This window comes from Flavobacterium sp. GP15 (assembly GCF_014281985.1).
Taxonomy (GTDB): domain Bacteria; phylum Bacteroidota; class Bacteroidia; order Flavobacteriales; family Flavobacteriaceae; genus Flavobacterium; species Flavobacterium pygoscelis.
This window is the reverse complement of the sequence record NZ_JACFTC010000004.1, coordinates 290235-315148: the sequence shown is the minus strand read 5'-3', so window position 1 is coordinate 315148 and position 24914 is coordinate 290235. Positions and strand designations below refer to the sequence as shown.

Below are 24914 nucleotides of genomic sequence, written 5' to 3'. Positions count from 1 at the left end.
GGACACCCATAGGGTTACTTCCAAAGTTTTGGATTTTTTTGTAATGAATAAAGGTAATAAATTTTATTAAAAAAATGAACAAATATTCACTAACAGTGCAGTTGAAAGTGAATTTCGAAATGACATACTATAAATTATATTCTTTCTTGAATAGCTATTTTATTAGTAAATAACTATTATAAGATTTCATTTTGAAAACACTAAAACATACAAACTACTGCACGCATATTTTAATTTATTCTATCTTCAAGTGCGAAACTAGGTCGTGTAAGTATGTAGCAGACCATATGTCCAATTGTGTATTATCTTTTATAAAGTGAATTACATCTGCTTTTACCTAGTAAAATTATTTATTCTCTCTAATCGGTATTTAACCCATTTGATTCGATATAATACTTGAAACTTTCAATGTCATTTTTAACCATATTTTTAAAGTAAGAATTAAATAATTGTGCTGCTTTATCCCCTAAAACGCCATATGGTGCTCGATACAAAATGGTGACGTCAATAGTAGTAGCCTGACCAACTGGTTTAAAAGAAACTTTTCCTATGTTCTCTATTGATGAATTATTGACTGATTTCCAGCTCAAAAATTTACCAGTTTCTTCTTTGCTTATTTTTGCTTTCCATCTTATTTTTCCAACTCCCAATGGGCCATTGGCTGTCCACTCAGAAACTTCATGATCTAGATTTTGCACACTTTCTAAATGATTCATAAATTTAGGTAAGTTTTCTAAATTTCTCCAGAAAGAATACACTTGTAAAATAGGTTTATTTACCGTTGTACTGACTGTAATATCTACGTAATGTGGATCAGCATCACTAAAGGTTTCTGCAGCATGATATGCTGGACAATATCCTGAAAGTCCACGTAGTAGCATCGCTCCACCAACGGTGTTTTTTGCTGTACTACTTTCCTTCTGGGAAAACGCTTTATAAAGAACATAAGCACCACCGGCAATCATTAATATCCTTTCAATTGTAGGAACATTTTTTTTAGGAAGTATATTGCTTAATGCATAATGTTGGGATGAATTTTTATTTTCCATTTTTCGATATTTTTATGTTACCTCTTATAAAATTTTATTTAATTGTTATAAGTGACTCCACGACGATGATAACTAATTTTAGATTGATAAATAAAATAATAATGTCAATTATATTTTTTTTACATTTTTAAACAAACAACCACTGTGGAGCCACTTATAATTTTCAAATTTTTAATTTTTAAAAATCCTTATAACTGTTTCATCATTGATAAACATGAACAGGAGCATAGATTTATAATTTCAAAATAATTAAGAATCATATATTTTTCTATTACAGAATTTTTTCAAATCCTTCTATTATTATGTTCTTCTTTTAAATTAATAATTTTCATTTCTATTTGACCCGTCTCCTATTGGATCATTAGGATCAGCGCTATTTAAAAAGTGCTCGTTGTTCTGCGGAGTTTCGTCATCATTTGTATCATTGTCCGATTGTTCATCGATATCAATTTCGTCAATTTCGTCAATTTCATCCATGTCGTAATCATTTTCCCCATTATTCAGGAAATCGTCATTATCTTCCTCTTCATTAAGTTCTTTATTTTCTTGATCACTTAATCTATTGTCATCATGGTCAGGAGAATTGTAGGTATCTCTTTTATTTGTGTGGTCAGTCACATTTTCATTAGTTATCATGTTTTCTACACTTTCTTTTGCTGCCTCTTTGATGTCACTTGTTGTTTTACTTAAATTATCCATTTTGTTGAATGTTTGAATTAATAATAAATTAAAATTAGTGAAAGAATCACGTTATCATTTACATAATTACATTTTATACTTTATTAATTATAAGATGATTGCGAATTGATTTAGCACATAAAAGGTAGGATTTGCATCATTCTAATAATTGCTTGCAGTCAAATAAGAGATAAGAGAAATAACCATAATAAAAAGAATGACAGAAAATATTGTAACAAGTAAAGAGGAATATTTATACTCCCCTTTCTTAAGTAATTTGATTGTTTGAATGTATCGGAGATAAGCTAAATTATAAGTGCTCCGGCAATTAAGAAGCCAAAACCCATATAAACGGTATAGTCGCTAATATGTATTGGTATTTCTTGAATATTCTTAGTTGGAATATGTTTTAAGAACAGTGAAAACTTAACAGTAACAAAACCTAAAACGAGTATCCCTACAGCAGTACGAATCCACGATAGAAAAGTTCTTTCGTTGGAAAGAAATTAATTTATAAAAAACTTATCATCTTTATTTTCCATTGTTTCATTATCATAATTAATAATTGTAAAATTATTTTAAAGCTTTAGAAAGGACTTATAGCTTTCGACTAAATTGTTCTAAAATCTCTATGTCAATTTTTGCTATATAAGTCTTCATATAGTTACTGTAATTTTCATATGCGTTCAAATAGTAAAGGGCATCAGTTATAAAATACTATATATACAATTTATTTAAATTGGATATATAGTATTATATATTTATTTTTTATTGTATATAAAATAATATAAATTTCTCTTAAAATTCTGTAAGATGATAAGTATGTGGATGATATAAATTTACATAACAGAATTCAAGCTAATCTTTAATAATTAATTTTTACGTTGTAGAAACAAAAATGAAGAAAAAATTGAATTTTGATTTAAGTCTAGCTTTAAGCTTTACATAAAAAATTGAATCGATGCTTGTTGCAAACGAAGGTCACGGGTAGTCAGGTTGTTGAAGTAGCTGTAACGGCGTATGTCCTTTCCACCCGTTCGGGCATACATAAAAAGCCCACGTCTCCATTGTTCAAGGGGAATTAGTAACACAACAATAGTCCAAGCATCGATCAATTTTTATAATAAAATTTTTCATAATGAATTTAAGTAAAATTCAGTTATTTCAATTTTTCATCTTCCATTGGATTTTAGGATAGTTTTAAGTTTTTCGTGTGAATCGCATTTAGCTTTAAGCTACTTATTTTTTTAGTTTTGCTATTACAATTACTATTTATTTACAAGTAACAAAAAGTGATATTCAATCTAGATGGTATGTTTTTTTTAATACTTAATTCAAGATTTTCATTAAAATTAAAACTTGAATTCTAAAGTGGTATAAAAAGATATGGGGTCAGAGGGGATAATTCCTGGACCTGGATAACCAGTAGCTCTTCTTGTAAAATAGGTATTATTGGTAAAATTTGTTAATCCCGTTTCTAGCTTAAATTGCTTCCATTTATAAGAAAGAGATATATCGCCCACATAGTAACATGGGATTTGCCCTGAAGTACCATTGCTTATTGCATTAGCACCAACCTTTGAATTAGTAGCATCAGTAAATTGAGAGGAAACGTACGAAAATTGAATACTCGCCATAAAGTTTTTATATCCTACACCAGATCCTATCTTTAAATTTAACATTGGTACAAATTCTACTTCCTTTCCTTCAATTCCTTTTTGCTCTGATCTTAAATAATCTGAACCTGTAAAAGCTGCATTTGTAAAAACATTCCACAAAAAATCATCTGACTTCACAAAGAATGTTTCAGCTATATTCCAATTTAGTAAGGTCTCAAAGCCATAAGTCAATGCCGTTCCAATATTGTCACGATAACGATAGAAAAGCCCACCTATTTCAGTATTATATTCTCCTATTTTGTCATTGTAATACAATGCATAAACACTCGAATCGAAACTTACTTTATTTCCTAAATTCCCACGTATACCAATATCTGAAGTATATCCTTTTTCGTCAGAAATGCCAGGTGCGATTGCTTGATTAGAATTTACAGTTCGGATGTCATTGAATGTTACAGATCGGTAATTCTGAGAAATATTTCCATATACTTCTATGCCATTTTTGGGTTTAAAACTTAGTCCGACACCAAATAAAACAAAATTTCTATCCTTGACATTCTCTTCAAAAATAGTTTCATCTAATATTATATTTCCTGCTAAATCTCGATTAATCTTTCTGTAGGAACCATTTGCCTCTGTTCTAATTTTTTCAATTCGAAATCCAGGAGTGATAGAAAATTTAGAACTAATCTTAAAAATATTCTCACCGAATAGGGAAAAATTTAGATTTGGATAATGATAATCAGATTGGTTTTCGAAAAAAGGAAATTCATTTGTAGATAAATTAAAATCAGCATTGCTTCCTGAACTTCCTGGTCCTTGAATGCCAGTATTATTAGATTGGTAATATTTACCTCCTATCAAAAAAGCACTTAAATTATCATTAATGCTATACCTCTTAAGGTATCTCGCTTCTGCTCCCCAGTTAACAAAATCTCCAGTAATCAAATCTCGTACGGTGTCGACCTCATCCGGAATAGAAACTCTATTAGGACGGAAACCAACTGTTTTTCGGCTTGCATCTAAACCAAAAAATTGTAAAGAAAAATCAGCGTTATGTTCAAAATGATGTTTGAATCGCAGCGCATATAAATTCCAATTTACACCAAACCAATTTCGTTCACGATTGCTTTGATTTGAATTAGAATTAAACATTTCATCTGTTAAACCTCCTGCTTGATGTGCTAAGTAATTAAAATAAGTGTAGTCAAAGTGTAAAGAAGTATTTTTAGTGAATTGATAATTTAAGTTTATAAAATAATTTTTACTTTCAAAATCAGAGTTTGGTCTAAAACCATCTCCTTTTTTATAGTTTATAAAAGTATAGTAACTGAATTTTTTTGAAGTTCCACTTAAACTGCTAAAATTAGTGTACAACCCATGAGACCCACTTGTATTTCTCGTCAAAAACTCAATAAGTTTATCAACTGGTTTTCTTATTTTAAAATTTACTAATCCACCAAACTGTGTTCCATATTGAAGGGAAGCTGCACCACGAATAACTTGTATTTCTTCCAAAGCTTCAGTTGGAGTAGCGTAGTAACTTTCCGGGTATCCTAATACATCTGCACTAATATCATAATCATTTTGACGCGTATTAAAATTAGAGGTTCTATTAGGATTTAAACCTCTTCCTCCTATGCTTAATTGCAAACCTCCGTCCGAGCTTTCATTGATTGTAAGCCCTACTACTTGTGCATAAATTTGCCTTGCATTATTTGTTGCTTTATTAGCCAAAAGGTTAGAAACTGCTATAACCTCCGTTTTTTTACCAGCATAGATAGCTGTTTCCTCAATATCCTTTAGTTTATTTAATGTAAATACCTTATCGCGTTCCTTACTTACTATCACCTCTGAAAGTGAATTCATTGCACGCAAAGTAATTACTAAATTATTGGTAGGTGCGACAATCACTTCATCTGTAATAGCATAATTATCTTTATAAAATAGAAAATTGTAAGATCCTTCATTTGTAACGATCATTTCAAAATAGCCATTAGCATCGGTAGTACCTTTTTGATTGGTACTGCTATTAATGACTTCTACCGCTACTATTTTTTTACCCATCGCGTCGTGCACAAAACCAGAAATTTTATTTTGTGAAAATACCGAGGTGGAAAATAAAAAAATTGTAAAAAATTTAAAAACCTTTGATAGTGTCATTAAATGGAAGAATCCATGATTTGTGTTGGAAAGATTCATATTCTTTAGCTAAATTTATGGAAGGATTTATATATGTTTTACTCAGTCTACCGTTTAGTGCAACGTAACTAGCGACATACACTTCAGGATTATTGACACCTGCTTTTTTGTAATAATTATGTAAAAAATGTGCGTATTCTAAAATAAAATCAGGTTGAAAAGCCATTTGTTTTTCCTGAAAAGCAGATAGAAATTGATGATTGATTACCAAAATCTCTTGCTTTGTACGAGCATCAACAACTTTGAATTCTGTATATCCAGCTTTCTCCATTAACATTACCCGCCAAGAGAAACGAAAACCTTCCTCAGTCCAAAATAATTCACCTGGATAGGCTAAGTATCGAAAAGGGAACACTAATTGAAAAACTAAAAACAGTCCCAAAATCACACGCTTTATTTGACTAAATGAATTTAAATTTTCGACTAACACTTTTGAATTTTGAAACATTGCTATGTTAAAGTTCAATGCTTTGGTAATTCTTCTCAATATTTTTAAATGGAATGAAGATTCAAAAAACACTAAACTACTTACAATCATTATGTATGGGAATACCCCAATTGGAAATAATATTTTTGTTATTAAATGGAAAATAACAACTAATACAAATGCAAACCAGCGCGTTCGTTTGTACAGTAATAAAAAAGGAATGCTTAAGTCATAAATCATTCCACTCCAACTAAACGCATAATGAACCCAACTCTCGTTTAATAAATCTCCTAGAAAGGGCAAATTTGAATTGGTAGGCAACCAAATTTTTAAGGGCATGGCATTAAAAAGCCAATCGGAATTAATCTTAGCTAAACCTGCATAGAAATAGACAATCCCTAATAATAATTTTAAAACATCTGTCGTCCAGCGTGGAATATACTCAAATCTTTTCTGTGCATTTCGATAAGCATCTATTGAAAAAAATGCGCTAGCCGGTAAAAAAATAAGAACAAAACTAATTACCGAAATAAAATAATAATGATTAAGGTAAGTGGTTTTATCCATCAATTCAATATACGTAAAACTCATAAAAAAAATTAAGGCTGAGAATCGATATTTATATCCTAGTGCGATTCCTAGTGCTGCGATAAATGCAATGAAAAATATTAAGTAGGTGTAAATTCCAATAGGACGAACCCATTCAAATCCATAATAAGTAAAATGAAATAAGGGTTTAATGTAAAATTTGTCAACCCATCCGTAACTAACAAATCGAAGTAAACTCAAACACATCATTAAACCAAAAGCCAGCCTAAAAAAAGCTAACGTTCCGGCTGATGACTGTTTACTTAGATAATCTTTGATTGCTTTGTTCATAATTAATCTCCATCTCCATCAACATAGTCAATAGAAATATTTAATGCTTGCATCATATCTAGCTTAGTATATATAACTAATTTCTGCATAGCATCATAAGTAAGTAACATTTTTGAATTATCAGCATTTACTTGATTGGAAAAACTTTCATTCAAAATTGTAGTAGAATTTAATACCACATCATACTGCTTATTAATAGTGCTACTTAAAAGTACACCATCACGCTCCGCTTTTACATAGTCAAGGAATGATTTCAGACCTGATCCATTTATTTCAGAAGTAGTACTTTTTCCATTAAAAAAATCTTTAGAAGACTGAATAGCAATTTTTAATAAGGTTTTTGAAATATCATTTTTATAAAACCCTTCTACTTTTTCAGGAAACTTAATTTCATTTGAAAATTTACCTGCAGCAATTCCAACTTTAGCGGTTCTGATATCTTTTTCAAAATGTTTCACAAATGCATTTGTTGTGCTATTTACTGCACTTGTAACGGAGGTACCATTGTTTTTAACGTAAGTATCTCGAAAACTTGTCTTCCAGTCATTAAGGACGACTGTGTTATTATCATTAATTTTTTTTACGACTGCTGATAAATAGTCTTTATACTTTGCTGCGTTGGCATTAGATGTATAGAACTTAAGAACACTAGCATCATCAGTTCCTAATCCATTCAATAAATAATCGATTGCTGGGTATCCTTGCTTTGCATATTGGGCATTCAAATTTAAATTATAGCTACCAGATGCTATGTTATTTTCGATTCCAGCAACATCAGTAGGATAGGTATTGCTGATTTCATTTAAACGAATTTCCTCTGCTTTACCAAAATTAAACAGCGCTATTGATTGATATGATTTATACGCCTCGAACCAAGCATTTCTCAACAAATCAAGATTTACAGTATTTGGAGTATTAAAAAATAAAGTTGTGGCACTTTCTAACAGAACTGTTTTCTGTTTATAAATTTCGTAACGTGGCACGATAATATTATCTGCCCAATTTGTCAAAAGTGCCGCTCTATCAAAAGCATTAGGATTGCTGGTAGTGTCTGTATCTGAGTCGTTTGACGAACAAGATATAATAATCCCAAGTCCGAAAAATAAAAATAATAGCTTCTTCATTAAAAATTTTTTTACAAAAATACAAAAGTCAAATAAGTTATTTGAATTTATTCTAAATTAATTTAAGGTTTTTTTATGCTCAACGAACTTTTCAAAAATGGTAGCAAATTCTGATAATTAGACAAATGTTAAATCTTAAATTTCTTCTAACTAAGAAATATTTATTAAATAAATATTTTTATATTTGCTCTTCTTTTTAATTAATCTAAATAACAATAATATGAATAAGGCATTTTTAAAAGCAGTTTTTATCTTTACAATTGGTGTGACAGTTGCATCTTGTACTAGTGATGATAAGTCTACGGAAGTTGAACAGAAAGTAACAAAGAAGCAAGTAATTGAAAATTATGCCACGATAGCATATGCTAATTACAAGCAAGCTTATGATGATGCCGTACTTTTAGAAAAAGCAGTAACAACTTTTACAACCACGCCTTCAGAGGCTAATTTTGTAGCTGCAAAAAATGCATGGAAGGTCTCAAGAGAAAGTTATGGTACGACTGAAGCTTACCGTTTTGCAAATGGACCAATTGACACCGGAGATAATGGTCCAGAAGCATTAATTAACTCATGGCCATTAGATGAAAACTTTATTGATTATGTTGATAATAATGGAACAACGACACAAGATGGAATCATTAATCAAACTCTGCTTTATCCTATAATTAACAAAACTGTGCTGCTGACAATTAGTAAAACGGAGTCAGGCGAAAAGAATATAGCCGTAGGATATCACGCTATTGAATTTTTATTGTGGGGACAAGATTTGACAGACCCATCTGAGAAAAAAGCAGGACTAAGACCTTATACTGATTATCTACAAACGGTCGCTGGAACTGCAAAAAATCAAAAAAGAAGAGCGGATTATTTGAATGCATGTGCTGATGTTTTAACTGATAATTTAGACTACTTAGTAAATCAATGGAAAGTTGGAGATGATTATAGAAAAGAATTTTTAGCATTGGCAGAAGATACGGCTTTAAAAAACATGTATTTAGGAATCACTACTCTAGCGTTAGCAGAATTGCCCGTTGAACGTATGGATGTTGCATTAGAAAATGCAGATCAAGAAGACGAACACTCTTGTTTTAGTGACAATACACATAGAGATATTGCTTTAAATTTACAAGGAGTTATTAATGTATATCAAGGAAAATACGGCACAATAGATGGAGCGTCCTTAGAAGATCTAGTTAAACACGTGAATGAAACTAGCTTTACAGACACCGCTGCTTCAATAAAAGACGCACTAGCAAAAGTTGCAGCAATACAAACTCCTTTTGATCTAGCAATCTCAGGTGGGACAGCATCAACTGAAGGAAAAAAAGTTACAGCAGGTTCTTCTGCGATTAAAGTTTTTGGAAAAAATTTACTTGCTGGAGCAGCTAAAATTGGAATAATTGTTAATGGCTAATTATCTAATATTTAACTATCAAGTGCTCTTTAAATAGAGCACTTTTTTTATTTACTATGAAAAAGATTTTAAAAATTTTCCTAACGATCTCTTTGCTAACGTTAGTAGGTTGTAGTGATACAGACGAAGTTTATGTTGATTTGCAAGCAGATGAGAAAGAGCAATTTTCTGGCGGTGATTTTACTGTTTTTAATTCTTCAGAAGAAGCCTTTGGTTTTGCAGGTACTAATTTGACAAATATTGAACAGATAGATTTTGGGGTGGGCAACTCTTTTTTTAGACAAAGTTGGGTATCCGCACCTGCTTCAACAACAGCTAGAGATGGATTAGGACCTTTTTTTAATTCAGTTTCCTGTGCTAATTGCCACTTTAAAGACGGAAGAGGTAAACCACCAGCATTTGATGGTGAAAAATCTCGCGGACTATTGTTGCGTTTAACTACGGAAGGTAATTATCCTGATGGAAGTGATTATGTAGATCCTATTTATGGCGGGCAGTTGCAGGATAGTGCTATTTTAGGACATTCTATTAAAGGTTCCTATACAGTTTCATATCAAACAATTATAGAGAAATTTGACGACGGAACAACGGTTGAGTTACAAAAACCTAGTTACCAAATTAGAGATTTAGGGTACGGAAGTCTGGGAACTTCTACAAAAATTTCACCTAGGATAGCGCCACAAATGACTGGCTTAGGACTGCTAGAAGCGATTGACGAAAACACTATTTTATCTTTTGCAATTGACAATAATAAAAATGAAATTTCAGGAAGGCCAAATTATGTTTATGATATACTTACAAAGTCTACCAAAATAGGACGCTTTGGATGGAAATCAAATCAGCCAAACGTTAGACAACAAGTTGCTGCAGCATTTTCTGGAGATATGGGTATTACGTCCTATTTATTTCCCAATGAAAACTGTCCACCAGGCGTAAATTGTGACGAAATTCCAAATGGAGGAGCTCCAGAAATAACAGACATAAATTTAGATAGAGTAGCCGTTTATTCAAGTACACTTGCAGTTCCTGCACGAAGAAACCATAACGATCAAAATGTATTAGCTGGTAAAAAAACTTTTGAAACTTTACAATGTATTTCGTGCCACATTCCCAAAATGAAAACTGGAAATACACACCCTATAGTGTCATTAAGAAATCAAACTATACGTCCATATACCGATTTGTTATTGCATGATATGGGTCCGGGTTTAGCTGATAATGCAAAGGATTTTAAAGCTTCAGGTAACGAATGGCGAACACAGCCTCTATGGGGTATAGGTTTAATTCAAACGGTAAATAAACATACCAATTTACTACATGATGGTCGTGCCAGAAATATTGAAGAAGCTATTTTATGGCATGGAGGTGAAGCGCAGAAAAGTAAAGACGGCTATAAAAAACTTTCAGCACAGAATCGAAAAGATTTACTTGCATTTATAAATTCGCTGTAATAACTTGGCTGTTATTAATGACTGCCTTTTTTTATAAAATGTATTATCTAATTACAATTTTTATAATTTTGAAAGGAAAGACTGAATATTTTTATAACATTCTAATGTCACTTAAAACTAATTTAAAATATGTCCTTTTAACGTACTTTCATTAGATCAATTATGTAATTGTAGTACAACGATTATGTAAATTTGATAACAGGTTGTAGTATTACTTTTATTGTCATAAAAATTAAAAAATTACATTACTGAAAACAGGTATTTTACTTGTTTAGAAATCAATTAATTCATTTAAAAATATTTCTAAATTTTCATTATATCTTTAATAAAAGTAGTGTTTAAATAGACTTTAAAATATGGAAATTACACCGCAAGCAGCAACATCATTTTATGATTATCAGCAAAGAGATATTGCAATAATTTTTGACACAATAAAAAGTGAAGCAAAAAGTAAACTATTATACCAGTTGCCAACTGGTGGTGGAAAAACTATGGTTTTTTCTGAAATAGCCAGACAATTTATTGAGCAATATGGTCAAAAAGTAATGATTATAACCCACAGGAAGGAACTTTCTAGACAAACTTCAACTACTTTAAGAAAGCTTACAGTTCACAATCGAATTATAAATAGTAAGAGTAATACTTTTATAAATCGTTCCAACTGTTATGTAGCTATGGTTGAAACATTGCGTAATAGAATCAAAGCAAAAAAAATTAAAACTAAGGAGGTAGGACTTGTCATTATTGATGAAGCGCATCATAATTCATTTAGAAAATTAACTAAGAGTTTTAAAAATGCGTTTGTAATTGGAGTAACAGCAACACCTTTCAGCTCTGATATTTCAAAACCTATGAATCAGTATTACAGTAAGCTTCTTACTGGTGAAAGCATTGGAAATTTGATTAACAAAGGTTTCCTTTCTAAGCCCAAGTCTTTTATTTATGAAGTAGAATTAAATTCTTTAAAAACTGGAATTCATGGCGATTTTACAGTTAGTTCCTCAAACCAATTGTATAGTTCTGCTCCAATGCAGGAACTATTATTAAATGCCTATAAAGACAATGCTTCAGGCAAGAAAACCTTAATTTTCAATAATGGAATTGCAGTGTCAAAACAGGTTGAGGAAAATTTCAAAGCAGCTGGAATACCGATAAGACACTTAGATAATAAAACATCTGACGAGGAACGTAAGGAAATCTTGAAATGGTTTAAAACTACTAAAGATGCCGTTCTTACTTCGGTATCCATTCTTACAACCGGCTTTGACGAACCGTCAATTAAGCATGTAATATTAAATAGAGCTACGACATCGATCACTTTATATCATCAGATGATAGGACGAGGAGCAAGAAGGCTATCTTCAAAGAAATCATTTGGAATTACTGATTTAGGAAACAACATTCAGCGATTTGGACCATGGGAAGCACCTTTAGATTGGAATTACATTTTTAATCATCCAGATGCTTTTGCTAAACAATTAAACTATCAAGCAAGTTCTACTTCAGCTGCACAATCGAGTGCCATTACAGCAGAAATGCGAGCGCTTTTTCCTAATACATTAGAAATGGCCTATGATGTAGAAGAAAATTATCAAGAAGCGATTGATAACGTTAGAAAACCAAAAACAGTGATTCAACAATCTATTAGACAACATACAAAGATGTGCTTAGATAATTCAGAAACATTGTCGCAAGCTATTGCTTTGGCAGTAGAACTACTTCCTGAGATAGAATGGCGCGTAAAGCAATATGTAAAATATCTTGACAATGCCAGCAAGAATTATAAGGAATGGCTAATTGAAGATTATCAAAATCGCCTTAAAGGTTTGATTATAAAATTGTATTCGAGAGTAAATGTATAACCTGAAATAATTAGTGCGAGTGAAAGCAGCTTGCTCATTTAGAGTAAAAAATATTTTTATACGGCTGTAAAGATTTGCATTTTCATTGAAATTTACGTTCAGTATTTAAAATTTAGAAGAAATGTTATCAGGGCTTCAATATAGAATGAAGCCCATGTGACAATGTAAATTAATAGTTGCACCATAGAAGTCGATTTAAAATATTAAATTTCACTTATTTACATATACAAATATGATAAAAAAAATGACTTTTTTTTTCTATATCTATAGAAAATAATATTTTACAAGACTGTTAGTGATTTTTTAAACATCTTTCCCATTAATTCATTTAGTAGATTTTCCTTGGTAATTTTTAAAGCATTTAAGGCAGTGTTTTCGATTTTTATCAAATCATATTATGACCTGCTAGGAGTACAGTAGTTAATTCAATTTCTGAGATATTCAAAATTTTTACTAATTGATTTACCTTTGCTCTACCTGATAGTAGTAGTTATTTACTATACCATCTTATTCCTTGGTAAATTAATCTCATGAGCTCTTGGATAGGGATCTCTACTAGTGCTACTTACATCTTCTTTAATATTTTCCTGAGTAATATACTGATGATCTTTCGCATCAGAATATCTTGGATCAGGGACAAAAGGCATTTTAGCCATTTTTGATATCGTAACTGTAGGGAAATGATAGTCTACTTCGACTATTCCTAATAGTAAATAACAGCCTCCACCTTGAAAAGGAAATTGAATTAAGTTATCTGGAAAGTGGGTGGTATCAAAATAATTACCTTCATGATCAATCCAAGTTCCAAAGTACATAGTTCCCCTTACCGTAGGAACTTGTTTTCTAGAAATCAAGTATGCTAACATGCGAACTTGCTTTTTATGATGCAGGATTAAATCTTTAGCCATTACATCACCCCGAAAAGGACTTTGCAATAAATCAAAAACGGTAAACGAAGTAGGGAAATCTAAAAGATCAATTTCGTCAAAAGCATCTTCAAAACGAGAGCGTTCTAGAGTTGGTAATTTATATTCCTTTACTGCTTCTTGCAGCAACAACATTTGATTGTCAGTTACAGATGAGTTAAAAAGTAAGCTCGCTAAAATTAGTAGTTGGTTTTTAGTTTTTCCAGTTTCACGAAAAGCACCAATAAATATTAAAAGCTTCAAACTTTCTAAGCCTATTTTTACTCGGTTACAAAAATCCTCCATAGAAACATAGTCTCCATGAAGTTCGCGTTCCTTTAAAATAGCATTAGCTAATTTCTCTGGTAGACCTTGTAAATGCATAAATCCCAAATAAATCGAATCGCCATAAAGGGTTGTAGTGAACTCACTTTTATTTACACAAGGATTGTGGATAGTTGCTCCAGCCATTCTTGCTTCATGAACATAAACTTCCGTTCTATAAAACCCTCCTTGGTTGTTGATCACAGCAACCATAAATTCAATAGGATAATATACTTTTAAATATAGACTTTGATAACTTTCAACTGCATAAGATGCTGAATGCGCCTTACAAAAGGAGTATCCTGCAAAAGACTCTATTTGCCTGTAAATCTCTTGACTAAGCGCGTCTGCATGACCTTGTTTAGCACAGCTTTCAAAAAAGTGATCTTTTACTTTTTGTAAAGCAGTTAAGGATCGTCCTTTTCCGCTCATAGCTCTTCTTAAAATATCGCCATCAGCTGCAGGCAAACCGCCATAATGCAAAGCAATCTTAATTACATCTTCCTGATAAACCATAATTCCATAAGTTTCTCCAAGTTGCTCTTCAAAAACTTTGTGGAAATATTCAAACTGGTCAGGATGATTATGTCTAAAAATATATTCTTTCATCATTCCAGACTTAGCTACTCCAGGACGAATGATAGAAGAAGCAGCCACTAATGTTTTATAATTGTCACACTTTAAACGACGAAGTAAACCACGCATAGCTGGACTTTCAATATAAAAGCAACCTATTGTTTTTCCTTGTGATAAAAAGGAATTGGCTTTAAGTTCATTTTTTGAAATTTTAGTATCTCTTATATTGATGCGTATCCCTCTATTTTTAGCAACTAGTTTCACCGTATCATCAATATGACCAATTCCTCTTTGACTTAAAATATCAAATTTTTCAAAACCGATAGATTCGGCAACGTGCATATCAAATAACACAATTGGAAATCCCTTTGGTGGCATTTCTAATGGCGTGTAATTGGTGATGGGATCTTCAGAAATTAAGATTCCGCACGAATGCATACTGCGCTGGTTAGGATATTTTTCTAATAACATTCCATATTCCTGTACTTCCTTTACCACACTATTATTCTGCTGTAAACGCATTGGATTCTTGGCAAGATGATCTAATTCGTCTTTTGGTAAACCAAAAACTTTACCCACTTCTCTAAAAATAGAGCGGTACTTAAATTCCACATTGGTTCCACAGAAAGCTACATTTTCATATCCATATCGGTTAAAGATATATTCTAATATTATATCCCTTTCCTGCCAGCTCCAGTCAATATCGAAATCGGGAGGACTTTTCCTATTTTCATTTAGAAAACGTTCAAAATATAAGTCTAGTTCGATAGGACAGATATCAGTAATCCCTAAACAATAGGCAATGATAGAATTAGCTCCACTTCCTCGACCAATATGTAGAAACCCTCTACTGTTACTGTATCGAATAATGTCCCAAGTGATTAAAAAGTAACCGCTAAAATTTAATTCATTAATAACTTTTAACTCTTTTTCTACTCGAGCTAAAGCGGCAGGATTTTCTTTTCCATAACGCCAATGCATACCTTGATGCGCTAAAGTGGTTAACAATGCAATATCACTTTCTCTTGAATTGGTGTAATATTTTTTGTTCTTTGGCGTGTCAAAATCGAATTGAAAATCGCAGGACTCAATTACAGCATTAGTATTAGAAAGTATTTGAGGGTACTCTTTATACGCTGCAATTAAGCGCTCTTGCGACACCATCACTTCTGAAGTAGTCGCAATATCAGATGGTTCTAATTTTGATAACAGAATATTGTTATCGATGGCACGTAATATTTTATGGAGCTTGTATTCTTTTTTGGTTCTAAAAGTAACTGGCTGAAGAATTACTAATTTGTCAAAGTCCCCTTTATATCCAAATAGCTTGCCCACCTCTTCAGGCCTGATTCCAATATATTCATTTGGTTTTAAAATTGCTGGTGCACTTTCAAAAGCATAAATAATTAGTACAGCTTCAAAAGCAGGAGCTTCTATTGGAAGAGCAATATTTGTAAAATTGTGATGGGTTAAAAAGCGATTCATTTCTGCTAATCCACTTGCATTTTGAGCTAAACCAATATATCTAAATTCACTATTTGATCTAAATTCGATACCTACTATCGGTTTTATGTTTACATTTTTACAAGCAGTAATGAAATCATAGATTCCAGTAACGGTATTAATGTCAGTAAGCGCCAATGCAGTGAGCCCACAAGCAACCGCCTTCTCGATTAAGGCATCGAGAGGAATCGTTCCATAGCGCAATGAATGATAAGAATGGCAATTGATATACATGATTTATGACTTACGCTTTAAAATAATGTCTTTAGAATTAGGTTTCAAAGATGCTCCTGCACAACGCATCACAGAGTCATAACCATAGCGACTTTTCATTTTATCCATAGCAGCATAGAGTGAAAGCATTTCCTCTGTATCTTCAAAAAGATCTATTTGATACGTTCCACGAACTAAATCGCTAAAACGGATTCCAACTAATCGCAAACGCATTCTCCGCTGATATAAAAGATCAAAAAGTCCTAATACTTTTTTAGTAAGTAAATGGTCCGCTGATGTGTAGGCGATTTTGCATTGTCTGGTTTCTGTATCAAAATTAGAATAGCGAATCTTGACAACAACAGTTGAAGTAAGCCATTCTTCTGAGCGCAATTGAAATGCTAGTTTTTCAACCATTCCTGAAAGAATTGATTTTAAATGCACAATATCAATAGTGTCTTGCGTAAAAGTATGCTCGCTTGAAATTGCTTTACGTTCCGTATAAGGCTCCACGGGATTATTGTCAATTCCGTTAGCTTTTTTCCAAATCTCTACTCCATTTTTGCCAATCATTCTTTGCAACACTTCTGCAGGCATTTCAGAAAGAGTTTGTATAGTTCTAATCCCAATTCGTGATAAAAGTTGAAAAGTAACATCACCAACCATAGGTATTTTTTGGATTGATAAGGGATTCAGAAAGTTTCTTACTTGGTCTTCAGGAATATCTAAATTTCCTTTTGGTTTTCCCTCTCCAGTTCCTATTTTTGAAACTGTTTTATTAATAGATAAAGCAAAGCTTATCGGTAATCCAGTTTCTTTCAATACCCGCTGTGCTAGGTCATTTGTCCATTGGTAACAACCATGAAAACGATCCATTCCTGTTATATCGAGATAGAACTCATCGATACTTGCTTTTTCAACTATTGGTGCTTTTTCTTGAATTACTTCTGTAACCAAATGGGAAAGTTGAGAATAACGTTCCATGTCTCCTTTAATGACCTTGGCTTGCGGACAAAGTTTTAACGCCATTGCTGTAGGCATAGCAGAACGCACTCCAAAACGTCTTGCTTCATAAGAGCAAGAAGATACAACACCACGATCTCCTCCACCAATAATTAGAGGGATTCCTTCCAGCTGAGAATTATTCAACCTTTCGCACGATACAAAAAAAGTATCTAGATCCATATGTACAATTGAGCGTCTCATTTTATTTAATTTGAAATTTCAAAATTAGTACATATAATAACATTTTTTAGTATATTTGTTGTTATAAATTATAACATAATTATTATGTCCTTATTTTCAGACAATATCAGAGCTTTGCGATCTAAGTATAAATTATCTCAGGAGAAAGTAGCTGAAGGCCTTGATATCACTAGAGGTCGCTATGTAAAGTACGAGGACGGAACTTCGGAGCCACCCTATGAAATTTTAAAAAAAATAGCTCGATTTTATCAAGTTAGTTTGGATCTTTTATTGTTTGTGGATGTTAGAACAGTGAATTTAGATACCCTTCTTAAATTAGATAATAATCGCATTATTTTGCCAATTCAAGTAGATAGTTTGGGCGAAAATCGTATCGAAGTAGTGACTCAAAAAGTGAAAGCAGGATATTTAAGTGGTTATGGAGATCCGGAATATATCGAGCAATTGCAACAGATATATTTACCTTTTTTAGGAAATGGAAAATATAGAGGATTTCCAGTTGAAGGAGATTCGATGCCACCACATCAAGATGGAGATATAATAGTTGGACGATATCTGGAGCAATTAGGTGAAGTCCTAAGCGGCAAAACTTATATTATAATTACAAGATCTGAGGGAATGGTTTATAAAAGATTAAATAAGAAAATAGAAAATTCTTTGACCGTTTCGTCAGACAATTTTTTCTATCCTGCATATGAAGTCAGAGCCTCTGATATTTTAGAAATTTGGGAATATCAATGCAATATTGGTCGAAGTGATAAACAATCAGAAGCATTAGAAAGCACTAGCATAAAAAATATGTTTATCGAGTTAAAGAATGAAATAGGTGATTTAAAAAATAAAATAGCGTTAACCAATTAATAGTATTAATAATCAAAGTAATAGCGTCCTTGCGAAAGAGAAATTATTACATCTTAATAATTAAATGAAAAAACAAGAATACGCAATAGTAGATATTGAAACTACAGGTGGTAATGCTAGTTATAGTAAGATCACGGAAATCGCAATTGTAATCCACGATGGTGAAAAAGTAATTGACCGTTGGGAAACACTTGTAAATCCGCAGAAGAATATTCCGCCGGCGATATTTGCCTTAACAGGAATTACAAATGAAATGGTGGAGAATGCACCAACATTTGACTTGATATCTGATCAAGTTTTTGAAATGCTTAATAACAGAGTATTTGTCGCTCACAATGTAAATTTCGATTATTCATTTGTTCGTCATGAATTAGGTGAAGCAGGATTAAAATGGACCGCAAGAAAACTGTGCACTGTTCGTGCAACCAGAAAAATAAGACCAGGCCTGCCTTCATATAGTTTAGGTAGATTATGCACATCTTTAGATATAATCTTAGAAAATAGGCACCGCGCTGGAGGTGATGCAGATGCGACGGCAATTTTATTCTCAAGATTATTGGAATGGGATGCTGACGCTGAACTAAGCAAGATGATAAAGAATACTGCTCAAGATCAGCGCTTGCCGCCAAATCTTCCTCCTCAAGATTTTGAGAACTTACCGGAGAAACCAGGTGTCTACTATTTTCACGATGAACACAGTAAAGTGATTTATGTTGGTAAAGCAATCAATTTAAAAAAGAGAGTTGCATCACACTTTACAGGTCATAAAATTACGCCTCAAAGACAAAATTTTTTAAAAGACACTTATTCTATTTCGTTTGAAATTTGTGCTACAGAATTAATGGCACTATTGTTAGAAGGTTCTGAAATTAAGAAACTATGGCCTAAATATAATAAGGCTTTAAAAAAGTATGAACCAAAATTTGGACTTTTTAATTATGAAGCAAGAAGTGGATATCAGTATTTAGCCATTGGAAAAATTACAAAAAATCAAAAGTGTATTGAAACATTCAGTTCATTATATGATGGAAATAATAAATTACGCGAGTTAGGGACAAAATTTGAAATAGATCATAGGTTTTGTATTTATGGAGTTAACTGTCAAGAAGCAGATTTATTAGATACTTTGAAAGAGGACCTTCCAGATTTAAGTACCCATAATGATAAAATAGACGCTGCCTTAGATTTTTTCAAAAGTAGTTTACCAAGCTTTGCAATATTAGATAAGGGAAGAACTCCAGACGAAAAAAGTTGTATATGGGTTGATAAAGGACACTTTTATGGAATGGGATATATTGCATCTGACATAGTAATTACAGAAATATCAGAAGTAAAAGAACATATTACTAGATATGCATCAAATCAGTATTTCGTTCAAGTAATTAACGCTTTTGCAGAAAAAGCTCCTAGTAGAGTAAGACTTTTAGAAGATTCAAATACGTAGCAATTTTATAATTCTCAACTGAAATTAATGATGTAATTATGTAAGGCTGTTTTTTATGCGAAGTTGTAAATTTGGAATAAGGTATTAAATACTGCTATTTAATAAATTAGCATAGAAGTAAATCAAATTCTCCAGCAATATGTCATTAGAGAAATATAAAGATAAGCGCAACTTCGACCAAACGGAGGAACCTGAAGGCAAAATAGAACATTCAAAAAGTCAACTTATTTTTGTAGTTCAAAAACATGCCGCGTCTCATTTACATTATGATTTTAGGTTAGAGATGGAAGGTGTTTTAAAAAGTTGGGCTATTCCGAAAGGACCTTCTTTAGATCCTGATGTAAGAAGGCTAGCAGTGCTAGTTGAAGATCATCCTTATAGTTATAGAGATTTTGAGGGTACAATACCTAAAGGCAATTATGGCGCAGGCAATGTGATAGTTTGGGATAATGGCACTTACACTTCAACTGAAAAAAAGAATTTAAAAGAGGATGAAGACCTGCTTTTAAAAGGTTTCAATAAAGGACATATTAGTTTCACATTACATGGTAAAAAACTTAATGGAGATTTTTCACTTGTAAAATTAAAAGGCAAGCAGGATAATGCATGGCTGTTAATTAAGAAAGAGGATTCTTTTGCTTCACTAGAGGATATTTTGAAAAGTGATGCTTCTGTACAAACAGGATTAACTTTGAAAGAAGTTCAAATCCAAAGTAAGTCATTAGAAAAAACCGAAACCGCACAAGAGAATAAAAATAAAGAAATTATATTTCAAAGTCCTATGCTCGCTACACTTAGTAAAAATGCATTTGATAATAAAGAATGGGTATTTGAAAAGAAATATGATGGATTTCGCATTCAAGCTTTAATAAGTAGTAATAAAGTTTCCTTATACAGCCGTAACGAGCAAATTTATACAAAGGATTTTCAATGTATAGCTGATGATTTAAAAGTAATTGATCATGAAGTGATCTTAGATGGAGAAATTGTAGTTGAAGATAAAAATGGTAAATCTGATTTTCAAATGCTCCAGAATTTTCTTAAAACTGGTGAAGGCAATCTTAAATATTACATTTTTGATATCTTAAATTTAGATAAAAATGAAGTTGTTAATCTAAAATTATTAGAGAGAAAGGAATTGCTGGAAATCTTACTTCAGCAATATAAATTTAAAAGAACTTTTTATTCAAATCATATTTTTGAAAAGGGCATTAAACTTTTTGAAAAAAGTAAAAAGGATAATGAGGAAGGTATTATGGCTAAGAGAGCTGATAGTACCTATCAATTAGATAAGCGTTCTGCTGACTGGTTAAAAATAAAAAATTATCTAGAAGAGGAGGCTATCATAATAGGGATTACTAAACCAAAAGATAATCGAGCTTACTTTGGTGCTTTACTCTTAGCACAATATGATAATGGAGTTTTACGATATATAGGAAAATGTGGAAGCGGTTTTACCGATGAAAGTTTGAAAACATTGTATAACAAGTTTAAAGATTACCTCTTAAATCAATCTCCCATAGCAGAAAAGATAAAGCTCCGCGAAACTATCCAGTGGATGAAACCGCACTTTATTTGTACAGTTAAATTTTCAGAGTGGACTACTGATAAGCGATTAAGACATCCTGTTTTTTTGCGAATTCGTGATGATAAAAAGCTTAAAACAGTAGTGAGGGAAGATAATTCGTTGCAGCAACAAAATAGTTCTTCAGTAAATAAGTTTGAAAATTTAGAAGAAGATTTAAAAGTTAAAATAGGCAAACAAAACCTCATTTTAACAAACTTAAATAAAATATATTTTACAGGTGATATGATTTCAAAGGGAGAGCTTATACATTATTATAGTGAAGTAAGTGACTATATATTACCCTATTTGAAGGATAGACCGCAATCTCTAAATAGATTTCCAAATGGTATTGAGAGTACTAATTTCTATCAAAAGGATATTAATCTTGACAAATCACCAAAATGGTTAAAAACTGAAAAAGTATATTCTGATTCCAACGAAAAACAAATTGATTATTTAATATGTAATGATAAAGAGACTTTAATCTACATGGTAAATTTAGGATGTATTGATTTCAATCCTTGGAATTCCACTATTAAAAATCTTGAAAATCCCGACTGGATGGTTATTGACATTGATCCGGATGATGGTAATTTTGAAGAAGTAATTAAAACTGTCTTAATGGTTCGTGAAGTGTTGGATAATTTAGAAGTAGAAAGTTACTGTAAAACTTCTGGAGCTACCGGCATGCACGTTTATGTTCCTTTAGGAGGAAAGTATAATTATGAATCCGTAAAAATATTTGCTCAAATAATCGCGAGAGAAATTCAATCTAAATTACCAGAAACTACTACTTTAGAAAGAAGTATAAAGAAGAGAAATCATAAAATTTATATTGATTATCTTCAAAATAGAAAAGGACAAACTATAGCTGCGCCTTACAGCGTACGGCCACATGCAGGTGCAACAGTCTCTACTCCATTAGAATGGAGTGAAGTTCAACTTAAAATGCGTCCTAGTGACTTTACCATCAAGAATGCATTGAAAAGGTTTGAAAGGAAAGGAGATCTTTGGAAACCCGTTCTTGGTGCAGGAATCGACATCATTAAAGTTATTGAAAAGTATAATAGTTAAGAAGATTTTTTCTTTTCTAAGCTTGCCTTTAACATTGCCATTAAATCATCATTTTGCTTGTGAACCACTTTTAATGCAGGAGCTTTAGCTTTAGTGCCTTTAGCTTTAGCTTTAATTATTTCCATTAATTTATCAGAATATTCGTCCTTATAAATTGAAATGTCGAACTTTTCAGTAAGTTGCTCTACCAACTTATTTGCCATGTCTAATTCTTTTTCTGTAGTTTTCTTGGAAACGGCTGGCAACTTTAATTCCTTAGTATCTCTGATTTCCTGCTGGAATCTAATTTTATTTAAAACAATAACATTCTTGTATGGCTTTAGAATAGCAAGAGCTTCCTTACTACGCATGACAAAACTAGTCACACCTACTTTGCCTGATTTTTGCATTGCATCACGTAAAAGCGCATAAGCTTTAGCCGCACCTTTATCAGGCTCTAAATAATAAGGTTGTTCGTAATACAAGCTATCGATTTCTTGCTCATTAGTAAAACTTAAAATATCTATAGTTTTACTTTTAATTGCATCTGCAGCTTCAAAATCTTCGTCATCTAAAACAATATATTTTTCTTCAATTTTAAATCCCTTCACTATGTCTTCATAGGCAACTTCTTTGCCTGTAGCTTCATTAACACGCTTAAATTTAATATTAGAATGATCTTTTTTGTCAAGCATGTCTAGATCTAAAGTACTTGTTTCAATAGCTGAATAAATTTTGATGGGGATATTTATAAGTCCGAAACTAATTGCTCCTGTCCAAATTGCTCTCATGATATTCTATTTAAATTATTAAATTTATTTAATTGTGCATTTATCCACAGATTCATAATAGGGATGATATTTAAAGGCCATTAAAGTGAAATAACTATTATTTAACAGGTTCTAATTCTAATTCCATAAACTTACCAGTAGCAATCGAGCCATCTTCATTTTCCCATTGCGTTATTACATTTTCAATAAATTCAGGTTCAAATCCTATTATTTCCATTACCTGATCTCTAAGCTGTAATTTAACCTTCTGGCCTACTTTATATTCTATACGTTTCTTCAACAAATCCATACTTCAAATTAATTATTGGTGATAATCAAAGTTAAAAATTATTGCAAAATAAAATTTATATCTATAGCTGTAAATTTTATAGAATTATAAACGAAAGTTAATTAAAAAAATTCTGAAAAATAAGCTAGGAATTATATAACATTCAAATATTAAAATATTTTTAAATTTGTAAAGCAATCAAATTAAACACATTATATTATGAAAACTACTGAAAAAGATACTAAAAGTAAAAAAGCCACAAAAAGTACAGGTGAGAAAAAAACGGATTCTGATAAAAAATCTACAGCTGGAAAAGTAAAAGCAAAATCATCTGCCGCAGATGGACTACGCGAATTATTTCTTGATTCTCTAAAGGATATTTACTGGGCAGAAAAAGCGTTGACTAAAGCTTTACCAAAAATGCAGAAAAATGCAACAAATGAAAATTTAATTGCAGCAATTGAAGATCACTTAGATGTAACAAATACTCAAGTAGACCGTTTAGAACAAGTTTTTAAAATCATTGGAGAAAAAGCAGTTGCAAAAAAATGTGATGCTATGGACGGTTTAATTAAAGAGGGAGCAAGCATAATGGAGGAAACAGAAATAGGTGCTGTACGTGATGCAGGTATAATCGCTGCCTCTCAAAAAATTGAGCATTATGAAATTGCAACTTATGGTACTTTAGTAGCATTCGCTAAAACTTTAGGAGAAGATGAAGCAGCTGAATTGTTAAGTGTTACACTTGCTGAAGAAAAAGAAGCTGATGTTACGCTAACAGAAGCAGCATACAATACAATTAATTTTGACGCAGCTGATGAAGGCGAAGAAGAGTAAAGTATAACGGGATTTAAAATTAAGAAGGCCCTCAACCATAATGGTTGAGGGCCTTCTTACTAAAGTACTTTTTCTTCGATTTGTAGAGCAGTCGCAGTATATGTTACGGTCTGCTTATATGTTCCTGCAGGCTTACCAAGAAGTACGGTTTTTGCTTTAAGAGCTGAGATAGAATAATCAATACTCAGTGATTTTTGAACCCTGAAGTCGCATTAGTTATTAATTTTTGATGAGTTGTAGATAAAGTGATAGTATTTAAAATTCCTACCATACTCATTTCAATTACCGCTTGTATTTTCGATACGTTTACAGGAATTTTATTTGTACCTTCTGAAAAATTAGTACCTCCAGATTTTACTTTTACATCGAAAATTTTAGATGAAGTTACAATCAAGCTATTTGCTACTATTACATTTTTTGCTGCGTTATAGTCAGCTGATGTCACATAATTAAAAGATAAGATTCCATTACTAACTACAGAACTAGCATCAAATGAAATAAGGTCAGATATTATAAAATTAATTGTTGTGCTTGCCGCATTTTAAGTAGCTTGAACTTGTGCGTTTCATGTTACAAAGAAGAATGCTCCAAGAACTAGTGCAATGATAACGATTTGTTTTTTCATGATACTATATGTTTGATTTCTTGTGTTTTGTTTTTT

16 protein-coding genes and 1 pseudogene are annotated in these 24914 nt (G+C 31.9%); 7 read left to right on the top strand and 10 right to left on the bottom strand.

The genetic code is table 11. The features are described 5' to 3' along the window. Positions 1-359 precede the first annotated feature (359 nt). From H2650_RS10925 to H2650_RS10900, 6 genes and pseudogenes are all read right to left on the bottom strand, one after another. The gene (locus H2650_RS10925; RefSeq protein ID WP_188050835.1) at positions 360-1049 is read right to left on the bottom strand and encodes a YgaP-like transmembrane domain; all 690 of its coding nucleotides are present in this window, start codon (positions 1047-1049) and stop codon (positions 360-362) included. A gap of 318 nt (positions 1050-1367) precedes the next feature. Next, the gene (locus H2650_RS10920) at positions 1368-1748 is read right to left on the bottom strand and encodes a hypothetical protein (protein ID WP_188050834.1); all 381 of its coding nucleotides are present in this window, start codon (positions 1746-1748) and stop codon (positions 1368-1370) included. 284 nt (positions 1749-2032) lie between these two features. Then, a pseudogene (locus tag H2650_RS10915) lies at positions 2033-2221 on the bottom strand (DUF202 domain-containing protein); the annotation flags it as partial. An 858-nt stretch (positions 2222-3079) separates the two neighbouring features. Continuing rightward, positions 3080-5425 (bottom strand): TonB-dependent receptor family protein, encoded by a 2346-nt coding sequence (locus H2650_RS10910; protein WP_370566855.1) that lies wholly within the window; start codon positions 5423-5425, stop codon positions 3080-3082. Between the two features lie 61 nt (positions 5426-5486). Beyond that, a complete protein-coding gene (locus H2650_RS10905) occupies positions 5487-6854 on the bottom strand; it encodes an HTTM domain-containing protein (protein ID WP_188050833.1) in 1368 nt (455 codons plus the stop codon). 2 nt (positions 6855-6856) lie between these two features. After that, positions 6857-7978, bottom strand: coding sequence for an imelysin family protein (locus H2650_RS10900; protein WP_188050832.1), 1122 nt, complete (start codon positions 7976-7978; stop codon positions 6857-6859). 220 nt (positions 7979-8198) lie between these two features. Here H2650_RS10900 and H2650_RS10895 point away from each other — a divergent pair, with 220 nt between their 5' ends. The 3 genes from H2650_RS10895 (at position 8199) to H2650_RS10885 (ending at position 12705) form a co-directional block, all read left to right on the top strand. Next, positions 8199-9392, top strand: a complete 1194-nt coding sequence (locus H2650_RS10895) for an imelysin family protein (RefSeq protein WP_188050831.1) — start codon at positions 8199-8201, stop codon at positions 9390-9392. 56 nt (positions 9393-9448) lie between these two features. Next, positions 9449-10843 carry a di-heme oxidoredictase family protein gene (locus H2650_RS10890; protein ID WP_188050830.1) on the top strand — a complete coding sequence of 465 codons (1395 nt, stop codon included), beginning with the start codon at positions 9449-9451 and terminating at the stop codon, positions 10841-10843. A 356-nt stretch (positions 10844-11199) separates the two neighbouring features. After that, positions 11200-12705, top strand: a complete 1506-nt coding sequence (locus H2650_RS10885; protein ID WP_188050829.1) for a DEAD/DEAH box helicase — start codon at positions 11200-11202, stop codon at positions 12703-12705. A 497-nt stretch (positions 12706-13202) separates the two neighbouring features. Here H2650_RS10885 and H2650_RS10880 read toward each other — a convergent pair whose 3' ends face one another. Continuing rightward, on the bottom strand, positions 13203-16247 hold the full coding sequence (locus H2650_RS10880; RefSeq protein WP_188050828.1) for a DNA polymerase III subunit alpha: 3045 nt from the start codon (positions 16245-16247) through the stop codon (positions 13203-13205). A gap of 3 nt (positions 16248-16250) precedes the next feature. Continuing rightward, positions 16251-17432, bottom strand: coding sequence for a DNA polymerase IV (gene dinB, locus H2650_RS10875; protein ID WP_188050827.1), 1182 nt, complete (start codon positions 17430-17432; stop codon positions 16251-16253). Positions 17433-17516: 84 nt separating this feature from the next. Here dinB and H2650_RS10870 point away from each other — a divergent pair, with 84 nt between their 5' ends. From H2650_RS10870 to ligD, 3 genes are all read left to right on the top strand, one after another. Further along, positions 17517-18293, top strand: coding sequence for a LexA family transcriptional regulator (locus H2650_RS10870; RefSeq protein ID WP_188050826.1), 777 nt, complete (start codon positions 17517-17519; stop codon positions 18291-18293). 64 nt (positions 18294-18357) lie between these two features. Next, positions 18358-19737: an exonuclease domain-containing protein gene (locus H2650_RS10865; RefSeq protein ID WP_188050825.1), complete on the top strand. Its 1380-nt coding sequence runs from the start codon at positions 18358-18360 to the stop codon at positions 19735-19737. A gap of 139 nt (positions 19738-19876) precedes the next feature. After that, the gene (gene ligD / locus H2650_RS10860) at positions 19877-22378 is read left to right on the top strand and encodes a DNA ligase D (RefSeq protein WP_188050824.1); all 2502 of its coding nucleotides are present in this window, start codon (positions 19877-19879) and stop codon (positions 22376-22378) included. On the opposite strand, the gene H2650_RS10855 is transcribed toward ligD, so the two are convergent. Continuing rightward, on the bottom strand, positions 22375-23148 hold the full coding sequence (locus H2650_RS10855) for a Ku protein (protein WP_188050823.1): 774 nt from the start codon (positions 23146-23148) through the stop codon (positions 22375-22377). The genes ligD and H2650_RS10855 overlap by 4 nt on opposite strands. Before the next feature lie 487 nt (positions 23149-23635). On the opposite strand from H2650_RS10855, the gene H2650_RS10850 reads away from it, so the two are divergent. After that, the gene (locus H2650_RS10850; protein ID WP_188050822.1) at positions 23636-24253 is read left to right on the top strand and encodes a ferritin-like domain-containing protein; all 618 of its coding nucleotides are present in this window, start codon (positions 23636-23638) and stop codon (positions 24251-24253) included. 184 nt (positions 24254-24437) lie between these two features. Here the strand turns inward: H2650_RS10850 and H2650_RS15890 are convergent, their stop codons facing one another. Beyond that, positions 24438-24698, bottom strand: coding sequence for a hypothetical protein (locus H2650_RS15890; protein WP_255462872.1), 261 nt, complete (start codon positions 24696-24698; stop codon positions 24438-24440). Between the last annotated feature and the right edge of the window lie 216 nt (positions 24699-24914).